The sequence below is a fragment of the Paenibacillus forsythiae T98 genome (genome assembly GCF_000520735.1).
In the GTDB taxonomy this organism is placed as follows: domain Bacteria; phylum Bacillota; class Bacilli; order Paenibacillales; family Paenibacillaceae; genus Paenibacillus_AQ; species Paenibacillus_AQ forsythiae.
In genome coordinates, this window is record NZ_ASSC01000645.1 from 1 (window position 1) to 22,016 (window position 22,016).

Sequence of the window (22,016 nt, forward strand, 5' to 3'; positions counted from 1 at the left end):
GGAGAGCGAGAACCGGAGCGGCCGCTCGCGGATGGGCCTGGATGCGATTATCGACTTCGATTGGCGCATCTCCATCGGGGACGCCGACCTCACGGAAGAGGAGTTCGCGGCGCTGGTCGCCCGGGGCGAGCGTCTCGTACGCTTCCACGGCCAGTGGATTCCCCTTGACCCGGCGCTGCTCGCTCAAATCCGCAGGGCGATGGATGGCATGGACAAGCGGCGGGGCCTGTCCTTCCAGGATGTCCTGCAGCTGCATCTCCTGAAGCCCGGCGAGGAAGCGGGAGATGCTGAAGCGGCCCCCGGCCCGGAAGAGGAGGCGCGCCTGCAGCTTGAGGTTGAGCTGAACGAGCAGTTCGCGGGGCTTATGGGGCAGCTTGGCGGAATAGAGACTCTGCCGCAGCTCGATCCGCCCGCCGGCCTGAACGCCGAGCTGCGCTCGTATCAGCTTGAAGGCTATGCCTGGCTTGTCCTCCTGCGGCGCTTCGGGCTGGGCGCCTGCCTGGCCGACGATATGGGCCTTGGCAAGACCGTGCAGCTGATCTCCTACTTGCTTCACTTGAAGGAACAATACGAGGCGGGGCCGCGGCCGTCGCTTATCGTCTGCCCGACATCCGTGCTCGGCAACTGGCAGAAGGAGCTGCGGCGGTTCGCCCCTTCCCTTGAGGTTATGCTTCATTACGGCAGCGGACGGCCTGGCGGGGAGAGCTTCGCTGCTGCGGCCGCCGGGACCGATGTCGTGCTGACCTCCTACGCCACGGCAGCGCTGGATCAGGAGCTGCTGGCCGGGTTCACCTGGTCGGCGGTTTGCCTCGACGAAGCGCAAAACATCAAGAACGCCCAGACCAAGCAATCGTCCGCCGTCCGCAGCTTCCCCGCCCTGCACCGGATCGCGCTCACCGGTACGCCTGTCGAGAATCGGCTGGCTGAGCTATGGTCGATATACGACTTCATTACGCCGGGCTTTCTGGGGCCGCTGCCCGCATTTCAGAACCGGTTCATCCATCCGATCGAGAAGGAGGGCGACGCCAGGCGGACCGCCGAGCTCAGAAGGCTGGTCAAGCCCTTCATGCTGCGCCGCAAGAAGAAAGATCCCGCCATTCAGCTTGACCTGCCCGACAAGAACGAGATGAAGACCTATGTCAATCTGACGGGCGAGCAGGCCGCACTGTACGATCAGACGGTTAACGAGCTGATGGATAACATGCGCAAGCTGGAGGGCATCGAGCGCAAAGGCGCCATTCTCGCAGCGCTTACCCGGCTCAAGCAGCTGTGCGACCATCCGCTGCTTGTCACCAAGGAAGCGCCGTCGCATGATGAAGCGGCCGGAGAGCAGGCGGATACGGGCCTGCTGATCGAACGCTCCGCCAAGCTGGAGCGGCTGCTCGCCATGGTCAAGGAGCTGCGCGAAGAGGGAGAGCGCTGCCTGATCTTCACTCAATATGTCGGTATGGGACAGATGCTTCAACGCGTGCTGCGGGAGGAGCTGCGCGAGCCCGTTCTCTATCTGAACGGAAGCACCTCCAAATCGGCGCGGGACCGGATGATCGAGGACTTTCAGTCCGGACGCGAGGCGCCTCTGATGCCGCCAGGCATGTCGGCGGCTTCTTCCGGAGAGGGACAGCGGCCCGGCGTATTTATCCTGTCCCTCAAGGCCGGGGGCGTCGGCCTGAATCTGACGGCCGCCAACCATGTGTTTCATTTCGACCGCTGGTGGAACCCCGCCGTGGAGAATCAGGCCACGGACCGCGCCTACCGCATGGGCCAGACTCGCGATGTTCAGGTGCATAAGTTCATCGCCCTGGGAACTTTGGAAGAGCGCATCGACGAGATGCTGGAGAGCAAGCAGCAGCTCAGCGACAGCATCATTACCAGCTCGGAGGGCTGGATCACCGAGCTGTCCACCGAAGAATTGAAGGACCTGTTCACCCTGCGGCGCGATTGGCAATACGCCTGACGCTACAGGCCGAAATGCCAGAAAGCCATCCTCGTATAAACGCGGGATGGCTTCTTTTTTTCCGATCCATGACTCTGCTCTGCGGCAACCGCCTGTTCTCCAAAGGGCCTCTAATGCTTCCATACATCCTCGTACTCCGGATTTCTTCTAAACTGGACGCTCACATACGAGCACTGGGGGATAATCTTGGCCCCCTCCGCTCTCGCTTCCTCCGCGAGCCTGCCCAGCAGCCTTTGGGCTATATTCCCTCCCCGGTAACGCGGCGACACATACGTATGATCGGCTACCCAGGTGTGCTTGTCCTTTGGCACATAGGTTATTTCTCCAATCGGCCCCTCCTCCGTACGGATAACAAAGGCGTTGTGTTCCTTGTAAATCACGCCGATTTCATCGGTTTCCTTGTTGTTCATGGCGTTTTCCTCCTTGTTGCTTCCTCTGGGTTCCACTATTACTTTACCCATTCCGCCCATTTTTCTTCATAATTTGACATGAGGATTCGACGGGCGTTCATAGATTGACATTTGATAGGATCGCAAAAAAATGAATATTTCTCTGGATTTTCCAATTTACCGATGGTAGAATCTTCTTAATCTTTTTCCCTACTAATCTAGGTGGAAATACAAAGAGAATTACTGGAAAAGGAGAATTCTACATAAGCTCCACCAAGGCGGCAGGGCAATTCAACAGTATACAAAACATTCGGGAGGGATTTTTTTGGAGTGGGGTAAATTGACACGCAAGCTGTCCGTCGCGGCTTTGGCCTTGGGACTAACCGCCGGAACCATTCCGGGCGCGGCCTTTGCAGCCGGAAGTTTGCAAGCACAGCTATCATCGAAAAGCATCTCATTAACTCATAACTCGCCGGGAACGTACATCTCGCCCAAGCTCAACACCAAATCTTCCGCCGATGTCCGCGTTATCGTGCAGCTTAGCGGCCAGCCGGCAGCCGTCGGTAAATACGCGGCGAAGCAAGGAAATTCGGCTCTGGCGAAGGCAGCCTCCGAAGCGAGTGTAAACAGCCAGCAGGCCGCGGTTCTTGACAAAGCGAGGGACGAAGGCCTGGACCTTAAAGTCAACTACCAGTACAACACCGTGCTGAACGGCTTTGAGGTTACAATCCCTGCCGACGAAATCCCTGAACTGGCCAAAATCTCCGGCGTGACCTCCATTTACGAGAACAGCACCTGGTACACGTTGCCGGATGAGGAATTTGACGAAACGGCGGAGCCGCCTCAAAACGACATGGCTCCCCTGAATCAAATCGGCGCGACCTGGGCGCTCCTCAACAATTATACCGGCTCCGGCCTCAAAGTAGGCGTCATCGATACCGGCGTGGATTACGAGCATCCGGACATCAAGCCTGTCTATCAGGGCGGCTGGGACTCCTTCTACAATGACGACGACCCTTACGAGGAGCCTCCTGTTTCCGTAGAACAAGACGTATACGGCACAGGCTATGAAGGCACATACCATGGCACGCATGTCGCCGGCACGATTGTCGGCCAGTACCTCAACAGAGCCGGCGAAATCGCCCAGCTTGGAGTGGCTCCGGGTGCGGAACTGTATGCTTACAAGGTGCTTGGACGCAATCTGGACGATCCGAACACCTCGTCCGGCTCGTCCGCGCAGGTCATTGACGGCATTGAACGCGCGGTAAAAGATCATATGGACGTCATCAATCTTTCGCTCGGCTCCGATGCGGAGAAGGACGTCAACTCCCCCGACTCGATCGCCATTAACAACGCGGTGCTGTCGGGCGTTGTAGCCGTGATCGCGAACGGCAATGCGGGACCCGGCTATTTCACCTTGGGCTCGCCCGCCGTTTCCCCCTTGGCTATTTCCGTCGGCGCGGTAAGCAGCCCAACCAAGACCTTCTCCAACAATCTCAAAGTGGAAATCGCCGGCGCTTCGGCGACAACGGCAACCTATTCCACCTACAATGAGGTTCGTGCGATGGCTTGGCAACTCGGCAATGAGGACTTCAAGAGCATTATCGGAACCGCCCCCGTCCCGGTGGTGTATGCGGACCTTGGCGACGACGAGGACTACACGACCGATGACGTGAATCAAGCAGTTGTGCTTGTATCAAGGGGCGATTTAACTTTTGTTGATAAGATCGCCAAGGCGAGGGCGCATAATGCAAGAGCTGTCATCCTCTTTAACGGCAATGTAGGGGCTGACGGCAACGCGGACTTGAGCGAGAAGATTAAGGACCGTGACGACTACATCAATATCCCGCTTGGCGACAATTACGACTATATTCCAACCTTTGACTTGAAAGGCAAGGAAGGACGCTCTCTGGCCAAAGCCATTCTGGGCAATCCCGGAAAGCCCGTTCAATTCACCTTCGATTCCGATTACCATGAGGGCATCTCGGCGGGTGACGAACTGGCCAGCTTCACCTCCTGGGGACCGAACGTTGACAGCAATCTGAGCATCAAGCCAGACATTATGGCTCCGGGCGTGGGCATTCTGTCCACCTGGCCGGCATACGGCAAATATATCAAGGACGCCTCCTATGCTCAAGCTTACAACCGCAGCAGCGGCACAAGCATGGCAACGCCTCACGTCGCCGGTCTTGCGCTTCTGCTCAAGCAGGCGCACCCGAACTGGAACCCCTTCGATATTCGCGCCGCACTGGCCAACACGGCGGATGTGATTGGAGACGGCCAGTACGACGTCTACATGCAAGGCCCAGGACGGGCCAATGTCGAGCATGCGATCAAGACTCAAGCTCTGCTTCAGTCTGTGGAGCCGATTACCATTTTGGATAAAAATTTCAACCCGCAAAGCATCACCAACTATAATCCTTCCGCCAGCTTCGGAATACTGGCTCCGGGAGCTTCGGCAGTCAAGGACCTTCAGTTGAAAAACACAGGGAACCAAAGCCTGACGTACACCGCGTCCGTGGACTGGTTTGACGACACGCCTTCGGATGTTTCCGCCGTTCTGGATCAAACTTCGGTAACGGCGTCCGCTTACAGCACTGCGGCATTCAAATTGAATGTCAATGTAGACCCGAAAGCGGAGCTGGACTCGGCGTACCAGGGTCAAATCATCTTGCAGGCAGAGGGCCAGCCGGACCTTCATCTGCCGTTCGTTATCAATATCGGCAAGGAATATCCGGATACCGGAGCAGGCGTTCAGGAGCTGTCGCTCAGCCAGAAAATCATTGGGCCTGCTCATGGACAGACAGCGAAGCTGACCTTCAAGCTGAAGGCGGAAGACGCCAACTATTACGAGGTTGACGTTGTCGGCCTGGATGACAAGCCCCTTGGTTATTTCGATGCGCAAACGACGGGAAGCCTGGATAAATATTTCACACCGGGAACTTACACGGCGACAATCGGCGCCGAGTATCATCCTTACAACAGCGATGGCGATCCTGTTCTGGATTCCCAAGGCAAGCCTGCCGTGGCTTACCTGACTGACGGCATTTACAAAATCCAGGTTCTTGCCACAACAGATCTGGACAACAGCAAGGTTCCGGTCAAGATTGACCCCTACGAAGACTTCTTCTATACCGGCTATACCTCTTTCCGCCTGGATAACACAGCAGTAGGTGGTGGCGGTGGTGGTGGCGGCGGTGCATTAGCCCCCGCTGCGCCAGCCATCCCTGAATCCGCCGCCTCACTGGTGGATCAGGGCTTCAAGCAGGTAACCGTTACGCCTGCGACAACGGTGCAAAATGGCGTTACCGGCATCACGGTATCGGACAGCGACCTGAAGGCTGCTCTGGCCAACGCCACCGCCGACCATAATGCCGTCATCATTTCGGCGCCGTCGGTTAGCGGCTCAGCCGCCAAGGTCAGCCTGACCGCAGATCAGGTGAAGCTGCTGACGGGCATCCCTTCCGGCAGCAAAGTCATCGTCAGCACGAAGGATGCCGCGGTTTCTCTGCCGGTAACGCTGCTGAGCGGCGCTCCTGCGGGCGCAGCCTTCGATCTGTCCATTAAGCCGGCTTCGGAAGAAGCGGGCACATTCACGGCGAGCGCTGCCGGATCATCTGTCATCGGAGCGCCGGTATCCTTCGAAGGAAGCTGGACAACGGCAACCGGCAGCACGTATCTGACCGTGCCTAGCAATACGTTCATCAAGAGATCGTTCACGGTTCCCGGAAGCATCGCCGCGAATACGGCCGGCGTGCTCTTCGAAGAGAATGGCAAGATCACTCCGGTATCTTCCGTATTCAAGGCGCAAGCGGACGGAACGACGCTGGTTACCGTTAATCGTCCGGGCTTCTCGGTCTATGCCGCTGTAAGCCGACCGGCAACGTTCACCGATATCGCGGCATCGCTTGCGGCTTCGGACATCACGGCGCTGGCTAACAAGCTGATCTTCCGGGGCACCTCGGCAACGACCTTCTCGCCGAAGAGCAACCTGACCCGCGCCGAATTCACAGCATTGCTCGCACGCGCGCTCGGTCTGCGCACCGACGCACCTATAGCCTTTACCGATGTAAAAGCATCCGATTGGTATGCAAGCGATATTGCGGCTGCTACGAAGGCCGGACTGATTCTGGGTGTCGGGGGCGGCAAATTCGCGCCGAAGGCCCATGTCTCCCGTCAGGAAGTGGCCGTTATTCTGGATAGAGCCGTGAAGCTGGCCGGTATCGAGCTGACCGCCGCAGTTCCTGCCTTCACTTCCTATTCCGACAGCGCCAAGATTGCAAGCTACGCGAAGGACAGCGTTCAGTCCCTGTCCGCTGCGGGCATCATTGGCGGCGATTCGGGTTCGGTATTTAATCCTGCCGCGCCAGCGACCCGCGAGACGATTGCAACTACACTTCGTCAACTGCTGGTCAAGGCTGGACTGGCTGAATAATCCGCTTTAACGGCAACGGGCCGATCAAGGACCACTCCTTGACCGGCCCGTTCGCTTGTCCTGAACCTCTTAAGCTTGGAACACAACTCAAACAGGAGGCTGCCACCATGGGGTCCCGCAGACCCCGGGGGAACAGCCTCCTGCCATATAAACTGCGCGTAAAGTGAAACGCGACTTCCTCCAAAGCTTACTCCCCGCTATCCGCCAGCAGCGTCAGCACCGTCTCCAGCATGACGTTGACGCCTTTTTCGCAGTCCTCATAAGAAGTCAGCTCTTCTTCACAGTGGCTTTTGCCCTTCACGCTGGGGACGAAGATCATGGCCGACGGCAAATAGCTTGCGACGAACTGGGCGTCATGCCCCGCGCCGCTGGCTATTTTCTTATGGGAATATCCAAGGGACTTCACCGAGCTTTCAATCACGCCGCATACCCGCTCGTCGAACCAGACCGTATCTCGGCCCCACAGTTTCTTCTTCGTTACAGAGCAGCCTCCCTGCGTTTCCGAAAGCGAGTGAATGATCGACTCCACCTCGGCGATGACCCCTTCATTCTTGTGCCGGGCCTCGACGGTGAAGACAACTTTATTCGGGATGACCGTGTGAATATTGGGATACACATTGACCCGGCCCATCGTATAGACCAGCTCGGAATCCAGCCCGCCCAGCTTGCTCCGCAGCTCTGTCACCAGCTCGGTAGCGGCGAAGAACGCGTCATTCCGCATCCCCATCGGCGTCGTTCCGGCATGATTGGATTCCCCGGTGACTTCAATTTCGTAACAGACCATGCCAACCACACAGTCGACAAGCCCGATGGACAGGCCCTCGCTTTCAAGCACGGGCCCCTGCTCGATATGCAGCTCCAGATAAGCGGTCGCTTCCTTGATGCGGTTCCGGGTCTCTCCTTCGTATCCGCTGGCCTTCAGCGCCTCCCCGAAGGTTACCCCCTCCGGGTCCTTGCTCTTCAGCATAACCTCTTTATCGAATTTGCCCGACAGCACGCCGGACGCCATCATCGAAGGCTCGAACCGCGCGCCTTCCTCGTTCGTGAAGTTCATAACCGTCACCGGAATGCGCGGCTTGATGCCATGGTCCACCAGAGTCCGGACAACCTCAAGACCCGTAATCACGCCGAGAATGCCGTCGAACCGTCCGCCTTTCACCACGCTGTCCATATGGGAGCCCATAACGATCGGAGGCTTATCCTCGGCGCCTTCCAGCGTCGCATACATACAGCCCATATCATCCACTTTGACCGTCATGCCCAGCTCTTCGCAGCAAGAACGGAAGTACTCCCGCACCTTGATGTCCTCTTCGCTTAAGCTCAACCGGGTGACGCCGTTCGCGGGCGTACGCCCGAAATCGGCAAATGCCTCGATGGTATCCTTCAGCCGGGCTCCGTTAACGAACAGGTTTTGCGTCTGCATTCTTATCCCTCCGTCCATGATCTGGTCGTTCCTACACACTATGTTACGACCCGTATCCTCTCTTTTCATTGTACAGATTGTAATAAGATTGGCGCAGTAATGCCCGGTTTATGTTACATCCATGTATATATTTTCTGCCATTTCATTCGCTTATCCGCCACACCTTCCATCAACCTTCCGCAAACCACTGGTTCAAGTGCCGGGTCTCTTCCGTCAAAATATCCAGATAGATCGAGAAGCGGTAATGGGTATCCTTCAGGTTCTTCCCCGTAATTTCGGCGATCCGGTTCAGCCTGTACATTAAGGTATTCGTATGAATATGCAAAAAAGCGGCGGACTCCTTCAAATTACCGTTAAACGACAGATAGACGGCGACGGTCTTGACAAAATCGGTCTTGTGCACCCGGTCATGCTCCTTCAGCGGATTCAGCAGAGGACTTCTGCGGCCCCGGCTCCGCTTCTGCTCCATAATCGCCGGAATATGCGCCCAAAACCCCATATCCTCATAGAGCAGCAGCTCCCGGGCCTGGAAAGGCAGCAGACGCTTGACCTCGACAATCGACATGGCCTCCGTATAGGCGACAGCCGCAGAGAGATACTCCCCGTAATAAAGACTGCATCCCCCGGATATCCGGTAGCCTTCACTCTTGCCCATTTGCCCGACAAGCAGCTGCATAAAGGAGGACAGCGCCTGAGTGCCATCTATGGAAAAAAGAAAGGAAAACAGAATAATAATCCGGTTATGCTCCGTTGTCATGAACACCAGCGAGACACCGGAATACCCTTCGGCCGTCTGCCGGAATTTGAACAGAAAATGGTCGTCCACCGCCTGTTCAGGCTCAAATACGCCGATAAAATATCCGGGCGGCAGCATGATGTGATCGTCCTCCGCATCCCGCTTGATATCCTGCTCTGTCCCGTAATGCGAGGTCAGCAGCTTCCAGAAGAAATCCTCCTGCGCCCGGGTCTGCTTCGTCTTCCAGCCCCGCTGCTTCAGCAGGTAGCGCGCGGCGATCTGCGCCGCTTTTTCCACAACGCTCTCAGCGTAGCCCTCCGCCAGATTGCCTGCATCGACCACCCAGATATAGCCGAGAACTTCCTTCTGGTGCTTGATGCACATCGCCAGACGGGGTCCCAGCCCCACCTCCATTACACCCGATATCCGGATGGGATGCGGTGTATTCTCCAGCTGGCGCATAATGCCCTTCTTGCGCAAGCCGATAATGACGGAGTCGGGGACGCGCTTGCCGATAATCGTCGAGATCCGGGCAGGATCGCTTTCAAATTGATGGGAACTGTAGCCGATGACATGATGCTTGTCGTCTTCAATGGTCACCTGGGATTGCAGCGATTCGCTGATCGTATCCGCCAGAGACTCCATACTGTCAAAAAAACGGTCAAAGATTACGCCTGTTTCTGCCATTGCTTCCACTCCAGCCTTCAGAATAGCCAAGACCTGCACGTATTATGAGATGTTTTGGTTCATCGGATTTCTTTGGGTTTTTTCATTATAGTATGCTTCGTCCTTGCTGGCTATAGGCGCAAGAATGATATGATAGATAATATGACACATCATGATTACTTCGTTGACCGAACCCGGGAACTTTCAGCACAAAAAGAACAGTCCCAAATAAATGGGCACTGTTCCATGAGCGATTGGGGTTCTCTTCTTCATTGGGAATCGTCTTTATCATCTATTAGCCGACTCTTCATCTAATTTAGATCAGGGTAGATTCCTGCGACATCGCTTGGGCTACCGTGAAATACTCCTCACCGAGCGCGTCGGCCACGGCCTTACAGGTGATCTTGCCATTGGCGATATTGACGCCGTTCAGCAGACCTTCATTTTCTTGTACGGCCTTCAGCGCGCCCTTGCCCGCAATTTGCAGCGCATAAGGAACCGTAACATTCGTCAGGGCAATGGTCGAGGTCTTCGCGACAGCGCCAGGCATGTTGGCTACCGAATAATGCAGCACGCCGTGCTTCTCGAATACAGGATCGTCATGCGTCGTCACATGGTCGATAGTCTCCACGATGCCGCCTTGGTCGATAGCCACGTCGACGATAACTGAGCCGGGCTTCATCGTCTTCACCATTTCTTCCGTGACGAGCTTCGGAGCTTTCGCGCCCGGAATGAGCACGGCGCCTACCAGCACATCCGCTTCGGCAACCGCCTTGGCGATGTTGTACGGATTCGAGATCAGCGTATTGATTTGTGCGCCGAAAATATCGTCAAGCTGACGCAATCTGTCAGCGCTCAGATCGACGATGGTAACGTCCGCTCCAAGGCCAATTGCCATCTTGGCCGCGTTCGTGCCGACAACGCCGCCGCCGATGATGCTGACCTTGCCTCTGCTTACGCCGGGAACGCCGGCCAGCAGAATGCCTTGGCCGCCATAGTTTCTTTGCAGGAATTGAGCGCCCAATTGAACGGACATCCGTCCGGCCACTTCGCTCATCGGCGTCAGCAGCGGCAGCGTTCGGCCTTCGGTAACCGTCTCATAGCCGATGGCGAATACGCCTTTTTCTTTCAGCGCCTTGGCCAGAGCAGGCTCCGGAGCGAGATGAAGGTAAGTAAACAGTACGAGACCTGGACGGAAATAGCCGTATTCGCTCTCCAGCGGTTCTTTCACCTTCATGACCATTTCGGCGCTGCTCCACACCTTCTCGACTTCGCCGATCAATTCCGCTCCGGCTTCCTTGTATTCTTCATCAAGGAAGCCGCTGCCCAGGCCTGCGCCCTTCTCTACCAGTACCGTGTGACCTTCTTTAACAAAGCTGACTACTCCGGCAGGGGTAATAGCAACCCGATTCTCATTATTTTTGATTTCCTTAGGGATTCCGATGATCATTCTTAACATCTCCTGTCTGGTCAATGTCCTCTATGTAAAGAATGATAACATACATTGCAGGCTTGCCAATTGGTGAAAATTTAAAACTTTATCTGCCATGATTGTGTTTTATCACAATGAGCGGTCAATCCCTATGGAAGCTTCTGGTCTAGGATATCGTGATCACCTCATACTGCGCGGACAGCTCGATGAAATGTCCCATGCTCGAAACTTCACCCGCATACAGCTGATCGCTCAGCCCGTAGTAGTTCACACAGGTGCCGCAGGCCAGCACCGGAACCCCGCGGTCGGCCAGCTCCTTTAAATGGAGGGAAGCCATTGATTTGCCCGTCAGCGCGAGCACGCCCCGGTTCACACAGAATACGGCGGCCGGAAGCTGCTCCTGCTGTTTGAGAAGCGTGAAATACGTTTCCAGCAGTTGTTCTCCAAGCCGGGTATCCCCGCTCCCCATACTGTCTGTCGTAAGAAAAATAATTTTGCCATTCATCTTCTTCATCCTTTCTTAATGAAATGTATGCGCTTATCATACTTATGTTGGTGTAAATTGTATATAACAATCCTTACTTCTATTCCGAATTCATCGGGACAAGGTGAAAAATCAAGGCCGCTGTGCTACAATACTGGAATTGGCAAAGGGAATTTGTTGGGGAGGTTTATGAAAACGCTATGCTTATTATAGGAATTGCCGGCGGAACAGGCTCAGGCAAAACGACGGTGGCCCGCTCTGTCATCGACCGTCTCGGTTCAGGCAAGGTCACCTTTATCTCTCAGGATAATTATTATAAAGACCATTCGCATCTCAGCCTTGCCGAGCGCGAGGCGATCAATTATGACCATCCGTTCGCCTTCGACAACGAGCTTTTGATCAAGCATTTGAAGCTCCTTCGAGCGGGGAAACCTGCTCATGCGCCGGTGTACGACTTTACCGTTCACACCCGTTCCATGGAGGATACGGTCGAGCTGCTTCCGAACAATATCGTCATCATCGAAGGGCTGCATGTGCTGTACGACGAGAACCTGCGCGGGCTGCTTGACATCAAAGTGTTCGTCGACACCGACCCCGATGTCCGCATTCTGCGCCGGGTTCTGCGGGATATCGAGGAACGCGGCCGCACCATCCAGTCGATTCATCAGCAATATTTAACGACGGTCAAACCGATGCATGAAGCGTTTATCGAGCCGTCCAAGAAATACGCCGACCTGATTATTCCCGAGGGCGGGCAGAACGAGGTGGGCATTCAGCTGCTGTCCGTCCTGACCGAAAAATATTTGACAGGCGCAGACTGGACCGGCGCCTAAGCCTGTTATTGGGGAAGGGCATTTCGCGGTTATAAAAAAAGAAACGGCGGCCTATCCTCCTCAGGATGGCCGCCGTTTCTGCTATGCAGAAGGCTATTCTTCCGAATCTACGTTATGATACACCTGCTGCACATCTTCCAGGTCCTCCAGCACATCAATCAGCTTCTCGAACTGCGCCTGGGAATCTTCCGGTATCGCCACATAGTTCTGGGGAAGCATCGTCAGCTCGGCAACCGTAAATTCGGTTACGCCCGCAGTCTTTAACGCTTCCTGCACGGCATGGAACTGATCCGGCTCAGCGTACACAATGACGGCTTCATCCTCTTCCAGAATATCGCGCGCGTCCACGTCCGCTTCCATCAGAATTTCCAGCACTTCCTCTGCGCTCTTGCCGACCAGACCGATAACCGAAGTCGAATCGAACATATAGCTGACCGATCCGCTGACGCCCAGGCTGCCGCCGTTCTTGCTGAATGCGGCGCGCACTTCGGAGGCGGTGCGGTTGACATTGTTCGTCAGCGCGTCGACGATAATCATCGATCCGTTCGGTCCGAAGCCCTCGTAGCGAAGCTCGTCGTAAGTCTCGTCCGAATTGCCCTTCGCCTTCTCAAGCGCGCGGTCAATGATCGCCTTCGGAACATTGTAAGTCTTGGCGCGCTCCAGCACGACCTTCAGCGCCCGGTTCGATTCCGGGTCCGGTTCGCCCTGCTTGGCCACTACATAAATTTCACGCCCGAATCTTGCATATATACGACTTGTGTTGGCGTCCTTGGATGCCTTCTTTTCCTTAATATTATTCCACTTACGGCCCATACTTTATCGCTCTCTTTCAACAGTGATTAAACGCAGTCCTTTATATTATACTCCTCCCAGTATATCTCTTAAAGGGGGAGCAGGGCAAATAAGGAGGGCTTCCGGCTTGTCAAATTGAAAATCCTGTGAATAACCCCCGGCTATAGCCGCACATATTTCCGGTAAACGGAACTGGGCGGCAGGGAGCTGCCAATCCGCCGCATAAAGGCGAACATTTGGCGGCGCTTCCGTAATCCATCGGGAAATTCAAACGTGACGAGCTGCCATTTCCGGTCCCATTCTTTTGCCGATAGCTCGGGCTTTTGGTTAAAGGACTGGACAAACGAAGCTCCAACCTCGATGACGGAAGCGCAGGATATCAGATAAACAATCTGCTTCTCGGTGGAGAGCATGATGAACCTCCGGTATAGAATTACATTTTCATACGCACAGATAGCCGCTTATTCCACGGAAGGGCTCCCGCTCGGTGCGGCTGCATCCGTCTGTCTCAAATCGCAGGATTCACCCGGCTTCAGCACCGTTCCGGAATGGCCTTGGCCTCTCAGCCGCTCCAACCAGGCCGCCGCATCCTGGCGGATTGGAGGAAACGTATTATAGTGCATATTCGAAACGCAGCTGAAAAAAGGTATTCCACAGCCACAGCCATGAAATACCCCTTTAGGCCAGGAACATGCACCCGCTTGCTTGCCGCAAAACTGGGCAGAATTGTCTTAAGTCCCCTTACTTCACGTCCGGAAGCAGCCTGACGCTCATATCCAGCGGCTTCGCGAAGAACAGGCTCGTCGTCACCAGCACATCGACGCCAGCTGCCGCGTAAGCTTCGGCATTATGCTCGTCGATGCCTCCCGCCGCAAGCAGCACCACATTCGGGTTCGCCGCCCGAAGCTCCGCGCTGCCCGCAAGCAGCACATCCGGGGGGAGCTTGTCGAACTGCAGGCAGTCCACCCCGGCACGGCACAGACGAAGGCCGTATTCCATGGAGTCCGTCTCAACGACCAGCTTTTTCTCCGGGACCCTGGACTTCAGCTCGCCGATCCGTTCCACGAAGGCGTTTGGCCCGCCGCAGAAATTCGCATGCTCCTTGAAGACGAGCACGGTCTCGGACAGTCCCAGACGATGGGGCGCGGCGCCGCCGCACAGAATCGCCTTGACGCTCATCGCCTTGGTGCCGGGAAAGCTCTTTCTCGTGCTCGCTACCGAGACATTCGGATTAACCGCCTTCACCTTGTCGACGATCCGTTTTGTCTTGGTGGCGATGCCGGAGCAGCATTCCAGCAAATTTTGCGTAACCTTCCAGGCCATATGCAGCGACTCAGCCGTACCTTTTCCAGACAGATATACCTGCCCGGGCTCAACCGCCGTTCCCGACGGTAGACTTGAAACGGGCGTCACCCCCAGCTTGGCGAACATGCGCAGCACCTCTTCGGTCCCGCACAGCACCGCATGCTCTCTGGAGAAATACTCGATGGTTCCCGGCGATCCGCCGATATCCAGCGCCCAGGTCGTCAGATCGACGTACGGAACATCCTCCCTGATCATCCGGTCGATCGCTTCATCGGAAATGTAAATCAATTGCTTCATCCTCCTGTTCAGGCGTGAGCGCTTCATCTATGTACGCCTATGCTGCCTCGGAACAGCTCATTCGCCAACCTTAATATTGTAAGTAGATATGGCGCTAATTGTATTCGTTATTGCGTCTTCTACAAATGAAGAAACTCATAGGGCGGGTTATCCATCGCTGCAAAAACCGGTTTTACACTTGCTCCCCCCTTGTCACTTTTCATACACAATACGGGTGGAGAAGATTTTTTTCTAAATTTTTCTTCAATATGTCATTTGTATAGATTAAAATACTTGTTTTTCCATGTCAAAAATTGTATTCTTGTTGTTGTAAGAAAAATATTGTTGTAGAAGGGGTGAAATTGTTTCCACATCTTATGCACATGCACAATTTTTTATGGTAAGAGCTTTTTATTTCAACTTAATTACTAGAGGAGATGTTTAATTGTGAAAAAATATCAAAAAACAGTAATTGCAGGGCTTTCTACCATGGCTATTCTCCTAACACCTATACAAGCTGCTTTCGCTGACGAAGCCGTTACTAATAGCACTCCGGCACAGGAAGTTCAGGCATCAAATGGAATTGCTACAACGCAAGGAACAATTTATGGGTTAGTCGGAGACCCTACTACGGATATATATATGAATGGAGTTGTTACGGTTGGAGTTACTGCTCCTAGTGGTGGTAATTTTGTAGTTTATGCTATCGACCAATATGGTTCTTATATTTATTTAGGAGAAATAATAGGTTCAGGTACAATACACACACAATTATATGGCTACCACAAAATTTATGTATCTTCAAGTTTCTCAGGAACATTCTATGTTACTTATTAATAACCATTGATTTTTTTCTAGTTATAGAACTAAAGATTAGAGAATACTTACCTAATTATTTGCAACCAAATTAATGGATATACCAATCTTCTAAACCCCACCGGTCAAAATGGTCAGTGGGGTTTTTAGCAATTTCAATCTAGTGCCCCTTCAGACAACCTTGATCTTGTTTTGCTCTCGTAAAATAATGGCCTTGCGTTTGTTCTTGTTTCGCCAGCGAAGATACGCCTGAATGGCTAGTCCGAGTTCTTGGTGTTTGGCAAAGTCACTGCCTTCCAGGACAAACTTCCGAAGGGGTCCAAAATGACATTCGATTCGGTTCAGCCAGGAAGCATAGGTGGGGTGAACACGAGTTCTACATTATTCTCAGACGCCCACTTCTTTACTTTCTTGTGATGATGCGGGGAGAAGTTGTCCAGGATGAGGTAGAGCCGCTCGCTCCGGTGAAACCGGCGGCGCAGCACCTGAAAGAAACGAAGAATGTCCTGGTGCTTCTTCGTCTTGGAAGCATGTCCGTAAAGCTTGTCGATCTTCAGGTCCAGCGCGGCCAGCAGATGCCTCACGCCGTGAGGACGGTTGTAGGTTGCCCGAAGCCGGGTCGGTCTTCGCTTAGGAAACCAGCCCTTTCCCTTGTAAGGCTGAAGAGACAACGGGCCAAATTCATCGACGCAAATTACACGACCGTCTTCTGGAGGGTTCTCGTAGAGCTCTTCGATTCGTTTTTTTTAGATTCAAATTCCGGATCGGTTGAGGCTTTCCAGGTCTTCGTGTTCGAGTAGGTAATCTTGGCTTCATTCAGGATCACCCGGAGCGTTTCCAATGAAATTGAGGACACGATGTGTCGTTCTTCCACGGCCTGCTTCAGTTTGGACAGTGACCAATTCATGAAAGGATACCCCGCACTCTGGGGAGGAATCTGGGCCAGTTCCGTAATCTTTGCCCGTTCTTCCGCAGTGAACGTCTGCGGACGTCCCCCGCAGTACCGGGGCTTTAGAGAGTCCATGCCTTCCTCGTTGAAACGGTGGATGGTATGGCAGATATGTTCACCCGAGATATGGTAAAGCCGGCGGATTTCCGGCACTTTCATTTTTTGTGCAGAAGCCAGGATGAGCAGGGCACGGCGAACCTGAACCGGATCGGCGCCTTTGCGGGCAATCCGTACGAGTCGATTCCCTTCTTCTTTCGTTAACTCACGAACAAATACGGTCATGACCCTCACCTCAAATCGTTTGGTTATACGTTATTACCCGTATTCCCAAGTACGATCTCAGAAGGGGCACTAGCTCAAAATACTGAACTGGTTATGATGGACGTCATCCGTAGGATAGGCTTCAGAACTAAAGTCAAATGCCGCTCCAGCTTTCCGGATCGGGTCGAGCCACCAATATATTTGTTTTCAATTCTTTTGCAACGCTCTTCTTCATCGAATTCAAACCTTCGTCAGAACGGAGATTTTTGATCTGAAAAAGTAGATTTTATGTTATTATCCAAAGTCTTGTCTTTTGCTTGATAGTATTTCATTCTTGTAGTTCAGAAATTTTAATTGTATATCTATAGATACTATAAAATAACGGGAATAAAAACAAAAAATTAACTATTTTGAATATTATCCTAAAATCTAAAGTTTTGTATGCTGAATACTGAGTGACTAGCATCAAAGGTGATGGAGAACTTATTAAAAATGTGAGTGTCAGAAGAATGCTGGCTAAAATATATGCACTACGTATTGTCGTATAATAGTTTATTTTGCTTTTTTCGTCTGTATATATTTCAAAATTATCATCCTCTTCTTCTTTCTCTAAAATAAGTAATTCTGAATTTATTGTTCCAGGAGATGTAGCAAATTTTCCACCTTTATTTCCATATGGTCTCCACTTTATACTTCCATATGAGAATTTTCCTATATTAATCCCTTTACTGAAAGTAGCAATATTATTTTGTTTTAAAAAATTCTTGTAATCCTCAAGCTCTCTTCTTGACTTATTCCCAACAAACTCCACCCTATAAACAAATTTTTTGTCCATTGATCTCTCAAAAGTATAGAAGAATTGATTTACATTAAGTAATCTCCATCCCTCTGAAGCCATTTGATTCAACCACCGTTCCTGCCCCTCCAAAGCACTGAAAAAAACCTTAAATACCGTCTTTTTCATAACTATCCTCCTCTAAAAGAGTAGTGCCTAAATTATACAAATCATGCAAACGTACAATTTCTGTCTCCAAAACATTTCTGCCAAGTGGAGTTAATTTATATTTTTTTACATCGCCTTGTACATCAAATATATAAATCCACTTCTTTTCCAACAAAAATTGACAAAGCACCATAAAGGGTACCGGGACCAAGTTTAACTTTCCCTTTAGTCAATTCATTTATGAATTTAATAATTCCATATCCGTGCAATGGGTGAATTGTTGCTAACAATATGTAATATGTGGTCTCACTTAGGGCGTTACTCTTTGTATTAACCAAGTTCCCTCCTCCTCTTATTACGTTTAACGATATATAGGATATTATATGCAGTAAATTCCATTTGGAAATATAAAAAGTGAATTATAGAGGTTTTGGCACTTTTCGATTACCAAAAACACAAGTGTTTGTGCTGCAGCCTTTATCTAATCGCGGACCGATGACCAACTGGCCCCTCTCCTTCGTTATTTTGCACAACACATTACAGGAATACATATTCTCTTTTTCTAAACTTTTTCATCTATATGCCATTTTGTATATTAAAGAAACCTTAAAAATATTTAAAATTTTTGTGAACCTTCCTGTTTACCCTTTGTTTCTACTTCCCGTATAACATTTTTGTTGTCGCTAGATGATAGAGTTTATGCTACACTTTATAGACAACTAAATAAGCAAGAACTATGTCTCTACTGCTCTGTCGGAATGGACGCGCTGCCTTTATGCACCTAGCGCTGCATCTGTCACCTTGAACCTTTCACGAATGACATTAAAAAAGGGAGGCGGTAAGCATGACGTTCTTGGAAAAATTACTAACGTATCGGGACAAGGAGAATGATCTCTTCTGGGAAGGCTCCTTTCTCGATTACCTGCAGCTTGTTAGAGAGAATCCGCGAATCGCCGGGACAGCGCACGAACTGGTCTACCGGATGATCGAGGCGGCAGGTATAACGGAGCTTGGGGACGGCCGGCGGGAGTACGCTTTTTTCAGCGGAACCCTGTTCGGGCTTGAGGACGCCATTCAGCTGCTCGTGGAAGAATATTTCCGGCCTTCGGCCCAGCGGCTAGATGTCCGCAAGCGTCTGTTGCTCCTCATGGGTCCGGTCAGCGGCGGTAAATCAACACTTGTCACCCTGCTGAAGAATGGTCTCGAATCTTTTACACGTACGCCCGAAGGCGCGCTCTACGCCATTAAAGGCTGCCCGATGCAGGAGGAACCCCTCCATCTTGTCCCCCGCGAGCTGCGCGAGGAATTCCGCAAGGAATACGGGGTGCACATCGAAGGCGATCTCTGCCCGGTCTGCCGGATGAGGCTGGAAAATGATTACGGAGGCCGGATTGAGGACATGCCCGTTGTCAGGGTTCTGTTCTCGGAGAGCGACCGGACAGGAATTGGAACCTTCGCTCCGTCGGACCCCAAATCGCAGGATATCGCCGATCTGACGGGCAGCATCGATTTCTCCACCATTACCCGTTACGGTTCCGAATCCGATCCGAGAGCCTACCGTTTTGACGGCGAACTTAACAAGGCCAACCGCGGCCTGATGGAATTTCAAGAGATTCTGAAATGCGATGAAAAGTTTTTGTGGAATTTGCTTTCATTGACCCAGGAAGGCAATTTTAAAGCGGGACGATTTGCGCTCATCTCCGCCGACGAACTGATCATAGCTCATACGAACGAAACCGAATACCGCGCATTTATCTCCAATAAGAAGAATGAAGCCCTCCACTCCCGCATGATTGTCATGCGTATACCCTATAATCTGAAAGCCAGCCAGGAAGAACGGATTTACCGCAAGCTTGTAGACGCCTCGGGCCTGAACAATCAGGTTCATCTTGCTCCCGGAGCGCTCTTTGCCGCCTCTGTCTTTACGGTGATGTCCCGTCTCAAAGAACCAAGAAAGCCCGGCATTGATCTTGTCAAAAAAATGTACCTCTACGATGGCGTCGAAGTCGACGGCGTGAAGAAGGGCGATGTGGACGAGCTGCGGCGGGAGCATCCCGACGAGGGCATGTCCGGGGTTGACCCCCGTTATGTCATCAACCGCATTTCCAGCGCGCTGATCAAAGGCGGGAAGTCCTGCATCAACGCACTGGATGTGCTCCGCTCCCTCAAAGAGGGGCTCGATCAGCACCCTTCGATCTCTAAGGAAGAACGCGAGCGGCTGATGAATCTGATTACACAGGCCCGCAAGGAATACGACCATAAAGCGAAGACCGAAGTGCAGCGCGCTTTCGTCTACTCGTTCGAGGAATCGGCCCACACGATGCTCAACAATTATCTCGACAATGTCGAGGCCTACTGCAGCGGACACAAGATCAAGGACCCGATCACCTCCGAGGAGCATGATCCCGACGAGAAGCTGATGCGCTCCATCGAGGAGCAAATTGGAGTCACCGAGAATCAGAAGCGGGCGTTCCGCGAAGAAATTCTGATCAAAATCTCGTCGTTCGCCCGGCGCGGCAGACAGTTCGAGTACACCTCGCATGAGCCGCTGAAGGATGCCATTGAGAAAAAACTGTTCGCTGACCTGAAAGACGTCATCAAGATTACGACCTCGACGATCAACCCCGACGAGAGCCAGCTCAAGCGCATGAACGAGGTCTCGCGGCGCCTGATCGACCATCACGGCTACTGCGCCACCTGCGCCAACGAGCTGATGAAATACGTGGGTAGTTTGCTGAATCGGTGACGAGGCAAGTCAGTTTCGGAGCCGTTTCAGATTGCTGAATCGATAATCGGGAGGGCAAGTTTGCCTGGAATCCCTTCCCGTATCCAGCCTGCGGGTGACGGCCGAAATGGCCGTACGCCCCTTTTCCTTTTTTCATGTCTGTACGATTGCAAGCCGGAGCTGCTGCTTTTTCAGGTTAGAAAACCATTTATTCCGGGAGGTGGGCGGCATGGACAAGCGATTGTTCGTGATCGCGCGCGACGACTGGTCGCTGCACCGCAAGGGAGAAATCGACCAGGAGCGTCACAAGCGCAAAGTAAAGGAAGCGATTCGTGAAAATCTCGCCGACCTAGTCAGCGAAGAGTCGATTATAATGCCCCAGGGCGATAAAGTGATCAAGGTTCCAATCCGCAGCCTGGACGAGCCGAAGTTCCGCTACAACACCCAGGACAAGCCTCAGGTTGGTCAGGGACAGGGCGGCACCCAGGTCGGGGATATCATCGGCAAGGCGGGAGACGGCGAGGCGGCGGGGCCGGGCAAGGGACGCGAAGCGGGCGATCAGCCGGGCGCCGATTATTACGAGGCGGAGCTGACGATTGACGAGCTTGCCGAGCTTGTGTTCGAGGATTTGAAGCTGCCGAAGCTGAAGCCCAAGGCCGCTCCCGACCTGACCGTCGAAGACGTCCGGTTCGAGGACGTCCGCAAGCAGGGCATGATCTCGAACGTCGACAAGAAGCGCACGCTGTTCGAGGCGATCAAGCGCCAGGCGCTGAGCGGCGGACTGTCAGGCGCGGCGGCATGGTCGGAATCGGAGAGCGATTACGGCGACGCCGGGGGCGGGACTGCCGGAGAAGTCCCGAGTTCAGGCACGAGTGATCTGGCCGGAACTGCGGCGCAGCTCGGACTGACCCTTGGACTTCACTCGGCTGGCGGCACTAGCTACATCCCGGATTCAGGCGCCGGGGTTCCCGTCCTTGGCCCGATTATCGGCGACGATCTGCGGTTCAAGACATGGGAGGATATCCGCAAGCCCCAGTCCTCGGCCGTCGTGCTGGCCATGATGGACACATCCGGATCGATGGGCAGCTTCGAGAAGTACGTGGCCCGCAGCTTCTTCTTCTGGATGGTCCGCTTCCTGCGGACCAAGTACGAGAATGTGCAGATCCGTTTCCTGTCTCACTGCACGGAGGCGAAAGAAGTGGACGAGGACTCCTTCTTCCGCAAAGGAGAGAGCGGCGGAACGAAATGCTCCTCGGTATACGAGCTTGCGCATGCCATTCTGGATGCGGACTATCCTCCGGGCCAGTATAACGCCTACGCCTTTCACTTCTCGGACGGAGATAATCTCGACAGCGACAACCCCGCAACCATGAAGCTGGCGGGCGATCTGCTGGAGAAGGTCAACATGCTCGGCTATGGTGAAATCCGCCAGCATATCTACGGCAGCAAGCGGCTATGGGAGTCGCTCGCGGGTCTGAACTCCCCTGCCTTTGTTCAGGCGATTCTGAAGGAAAAGGAAGATGTGTTCAAGACGTTGAAGGCGTTCTTCGGCGATGAGGTGGCGGCAAGCTAAAGGCATCGAAATCTATAACGTCAG

The 22,016-nt window shown here is 53.1% G+C and carries 18 protein-coding genes and 1 pseudogene; 6 read left to right on the forward strand and 13 right to left on the reverse strand.

Annotated features, from left to right (window positions below):
• Nucleotides 1–1,954: DEAD/DEAH box helicase (locus L692_RS0119845; RefSeq protein WP_025701794.1), on the forward strand; the 1,954-nt coding region annotated here is incomplete at its 5' end.
• Nucleotides 1,955–2,064: 110 nt separating this feature from the next.
• Here the strand turns inward: L692_RS0119845 and L692_RS0119850 are convergent.
• On the reverse strand, nucleotides 2,065–2,364 hold the full coding sequence (locus L692_RS0119850; RefSeq protein WP_084463280.1) for a GNAT family N-acetyltransferase: 300 nt from the start codon (nucleotides 2,362–2,364) through the stop codon (nucleotides 2,065–2,067).
• Between the two features lie 304 nt (nucleotides 2,365–2,668).
• Between L692_RS0119850 and L692_RS33860 the strand changes: the two genes are divergently transcribed.
• The gene (locus tag L692_RS33860) at nucleotides 2,669–6,778 is read left to right on the forward strand and encodes a S8 family serine peptidase (protein WP_025701796.1); all 4,110 of its coding nucleotides are present in this window, start codon (nucleotides 2,669–2,671) and stop codon (nucleotides 6,776–6,778) included.
• Between the two features lie 187 nt (nucleotides 6,779–6,965).
• On the opposite strand, the gene L692_RS0119860 is transcribed toward L692_RS33860, so the two are convergent.
• From L692_RS0119860 to L692_RS0119875, 4 genes are all read right to left on the reverse strand, one after another.
• Nucleotides 6,966–8,201: a Zn-dependent hydrolase gene (locus L692_RS0119860; protein ID WP_025701797.1), complete on the reverse strand. Its 1,236-nt coding sequence runs from the start codon at nucleotides 8,199–8,201 to the stop codon at nucleotides 6,966–6,968.
• A 169-nt stretch (nucleotides 8,202–8,370) separates the two neighbouring features.
• Nucleotides 8,371–9,624: a PucR family transcriptional regulator gene (locus tag L692_RS0119865; RefSeq protein ID WP_025701798.1), complete on the reverse strand. Its 1,254-nt coding sequence runs from the start codon at nucleotides 9,622–9,624 to the stop codon at nucleotides 8,371–8,373.
• A gap of 295 nt (nucleotides 9,625–9,919) precedes the next feature.
• On the reverse strand, nucleotides 9,920–11,053 hold the full coding sequence (gene ald, locus L692_RS0119870) for an alanine dehydrogenase (RefSeq protein WP_025701799.1): 1,134 nt from the start codon (nucleotides 11,051–11,053) through the stop codon (nucleotides 9,920–9,922).
• A 148-nt stretch (nucleotides 11,054–11,201) separates the two neighbouring features.
• On the reverse strand, nucleotides 11,202–11,540 hold the full coding sequence (locus L692_RS0119875) for a DsrE family protein (protein WP_025701800.1): 339 nt from the start codon (nucleotides 11,538–11,540) through the stop codon (nucleotides 11,202–11,204).
• Between the two features lie 179 nt (nucleotides 11,541–11,719).
• Between L692_RS0119875 and udk the strand changes: the two genes are divergently transcribed.
• Nucleotides 11,720–12,352 carry a uridine kinase gene (gene udk / locus L692_RS0119880; RefSeq protein WP_025701801.1) on the forward strand — a complete coding sequence of 211 codons (633 nt, stop codon included), beginning with the start codon at nucleotides 11,720–11,722 and terminating at the stop codon, nucleotides 12,350–12,352.
• Nucleotides 12,353–12,445: 93 nt separating this feature from the next.
• On the opposite strand, the gene L692_RS0119885 is transcribed toward udk, so the two are convergent.
• The 4 genes from L692_RS0119885 to modD form a co-directional block, all read right to left on the reverse strand.
• Nucleotides 12,446–13,165 (reverse strand): YebC/PmpR family DNA-binding transcriptional regulator, encoded by a 720-nt coding sequence (locus L692_RS0119885; RefSeq protein ID WP_025701802.1) that lies wholly within the window; start codon nucleotides 13,163–13,165, stop codon nucleotides 12,446–12,448.
• Nucleotides 13,166–13,305: 140 nt separating this feature from the next.
• Nucleotides 13,306–13,557, reverse strand: a complete 252-nt coding sequence (locus tag L692_RS0119890) for a hypothetical protein (RefSeq protein ID WP_025701803.1) — start codon at nucleotides 13,555–13,557, stop codon at nucleotides 13,306–13,308.
• A 48-nt stretch (nucleotides 13,558–13,605) separates the two neighbouring features.
• The gene (locus L692_RS32015; RefSeq protein WP_156940530.1) at nucleotides 13,606–13,767 is read right to left on the reverse strand and encodes a hypothetical protein; all 162 of its coding nucleotides are present in this window, start codon (nucleotides 13,765–13,767) and stop codon (nucleotides 13,606–13,608) included.
• A gap of 118 nt (nucleotides 13,768–13,885) precedes the next feature.
• Nucleotides 13,886–14,746, reverse strand: coding sequence for a ModD protein (modD, locus tag L692_RS0119900; RefSeq protein WP_084463281.1), 861 nt, complete (start codon nucleotides 14,744–14,746; stop codon nucleotides 13,886–13,888).
• Between the two features lie 426 nt (nucleotides 14,747–15,172).
• On the opposite strand from modD, the gene L692_RS0119905 reads away from it, so the two are divergent.
• On the forward strand, nucleotides 15,173–15,562 hold the full coding sequence (locus L692_RS0119905) for a hypothetical protein (protein ID WP_025701805.1): 390 nt from the start codon (nucleotides 15,173–15,175) through the stop codon (nucleotides 15,560–15,562).
• A gap of 320 nt (nucleotides 15,563–15,882) precedes the next feature.
• Here L692_RS0119905 and L692_RS30770 read toward each other — a convergent pair whose 3' ends face one another.
• The 4 genes and pseudogenes from L692_RS30770 to L692_RS29555 form a co-directional block, all read right to left on the reverse strand.
• Complete coding sequence (locus tag L692_RS30770; RefSeq protein WP_051503543.1) at nucleotides 15,883–16,212, reverse strand: transposase; 330 nt, start codon at nucleotides 16,210–16,212, stop codon at nucleotides 15,883–15,885.
• A 23-nt stretch (nucleotides 16,213–16,235) separates the two neighbouring features.
• Complete coding sequence (locus L692_RS30775; RefSeq protein WP_051503544.1) at nucleotides 16,236–16,772, reverse strand: helix-turn-helix domain-containing protein; 537 nt, start codon at nucleotides 16,770–16,772, stop codon at nucleotides 16,236–16,238.
• Nucleotides 16,773–17,079: 307 nt separating this feature from the next.
• The gene (locus tag L692_RS30780; RefSeq protein ID WP_025701806.1) at nucleotides 17,080–17,715 is read right to left on the reverse strand and encodes a DUF2812 domain-containing protein; all 636 of its coding nucleotides are present in this window, start codon (nucleotides 17,713–17,715) and stop codon (nucleotides 17,080–17,082) included.
• A pseudogene (locus tag L692_RS29555) lies at nucleotides 17,696–18,032 on the reverse strand (PadR family transcriptional regulator). The gene L692_RS30780 and the pseudogene L692_RS29555 overlap by 20 nt, the downstream one beginning before the upstream one ends.
• Nucleotides 18,033–18,538: 506 nt before the next feature.
• Here L692_RS29555 and L692_RS0119925 point away from each other — a divergent pair.
• Nucleotides 18,539–20,440 (forward strand): PrkA family serine protein kinase, encoded by a 1,902-nt coding sequence (locus L692_RS0119925; RefSeq protein WP_025701807.1) that lies wholly within the window; start codon nucleotides 18,539–18,541, stop codon nucleotides 20,438–20,440.
• A gap of 208 nt (nucleotides 20,441–20,648) precedes the next feature.
• Nucleotides 20,649–21,992 carry a DUF444 family protein gene (locus L692_RS0119930; RefSeq protein ID WP_025701808.1) on the forward strand — a complete coding sequence of 448 codons (1,344 nt, stop codon included), beginning with the start codon at nucleotides 20,649–20,651 and terminating at the stop codon, nucleotides 21,990–21,992.
• Nucleotides 21,993–22,016 lie beyond the last annotated feature (24 nt).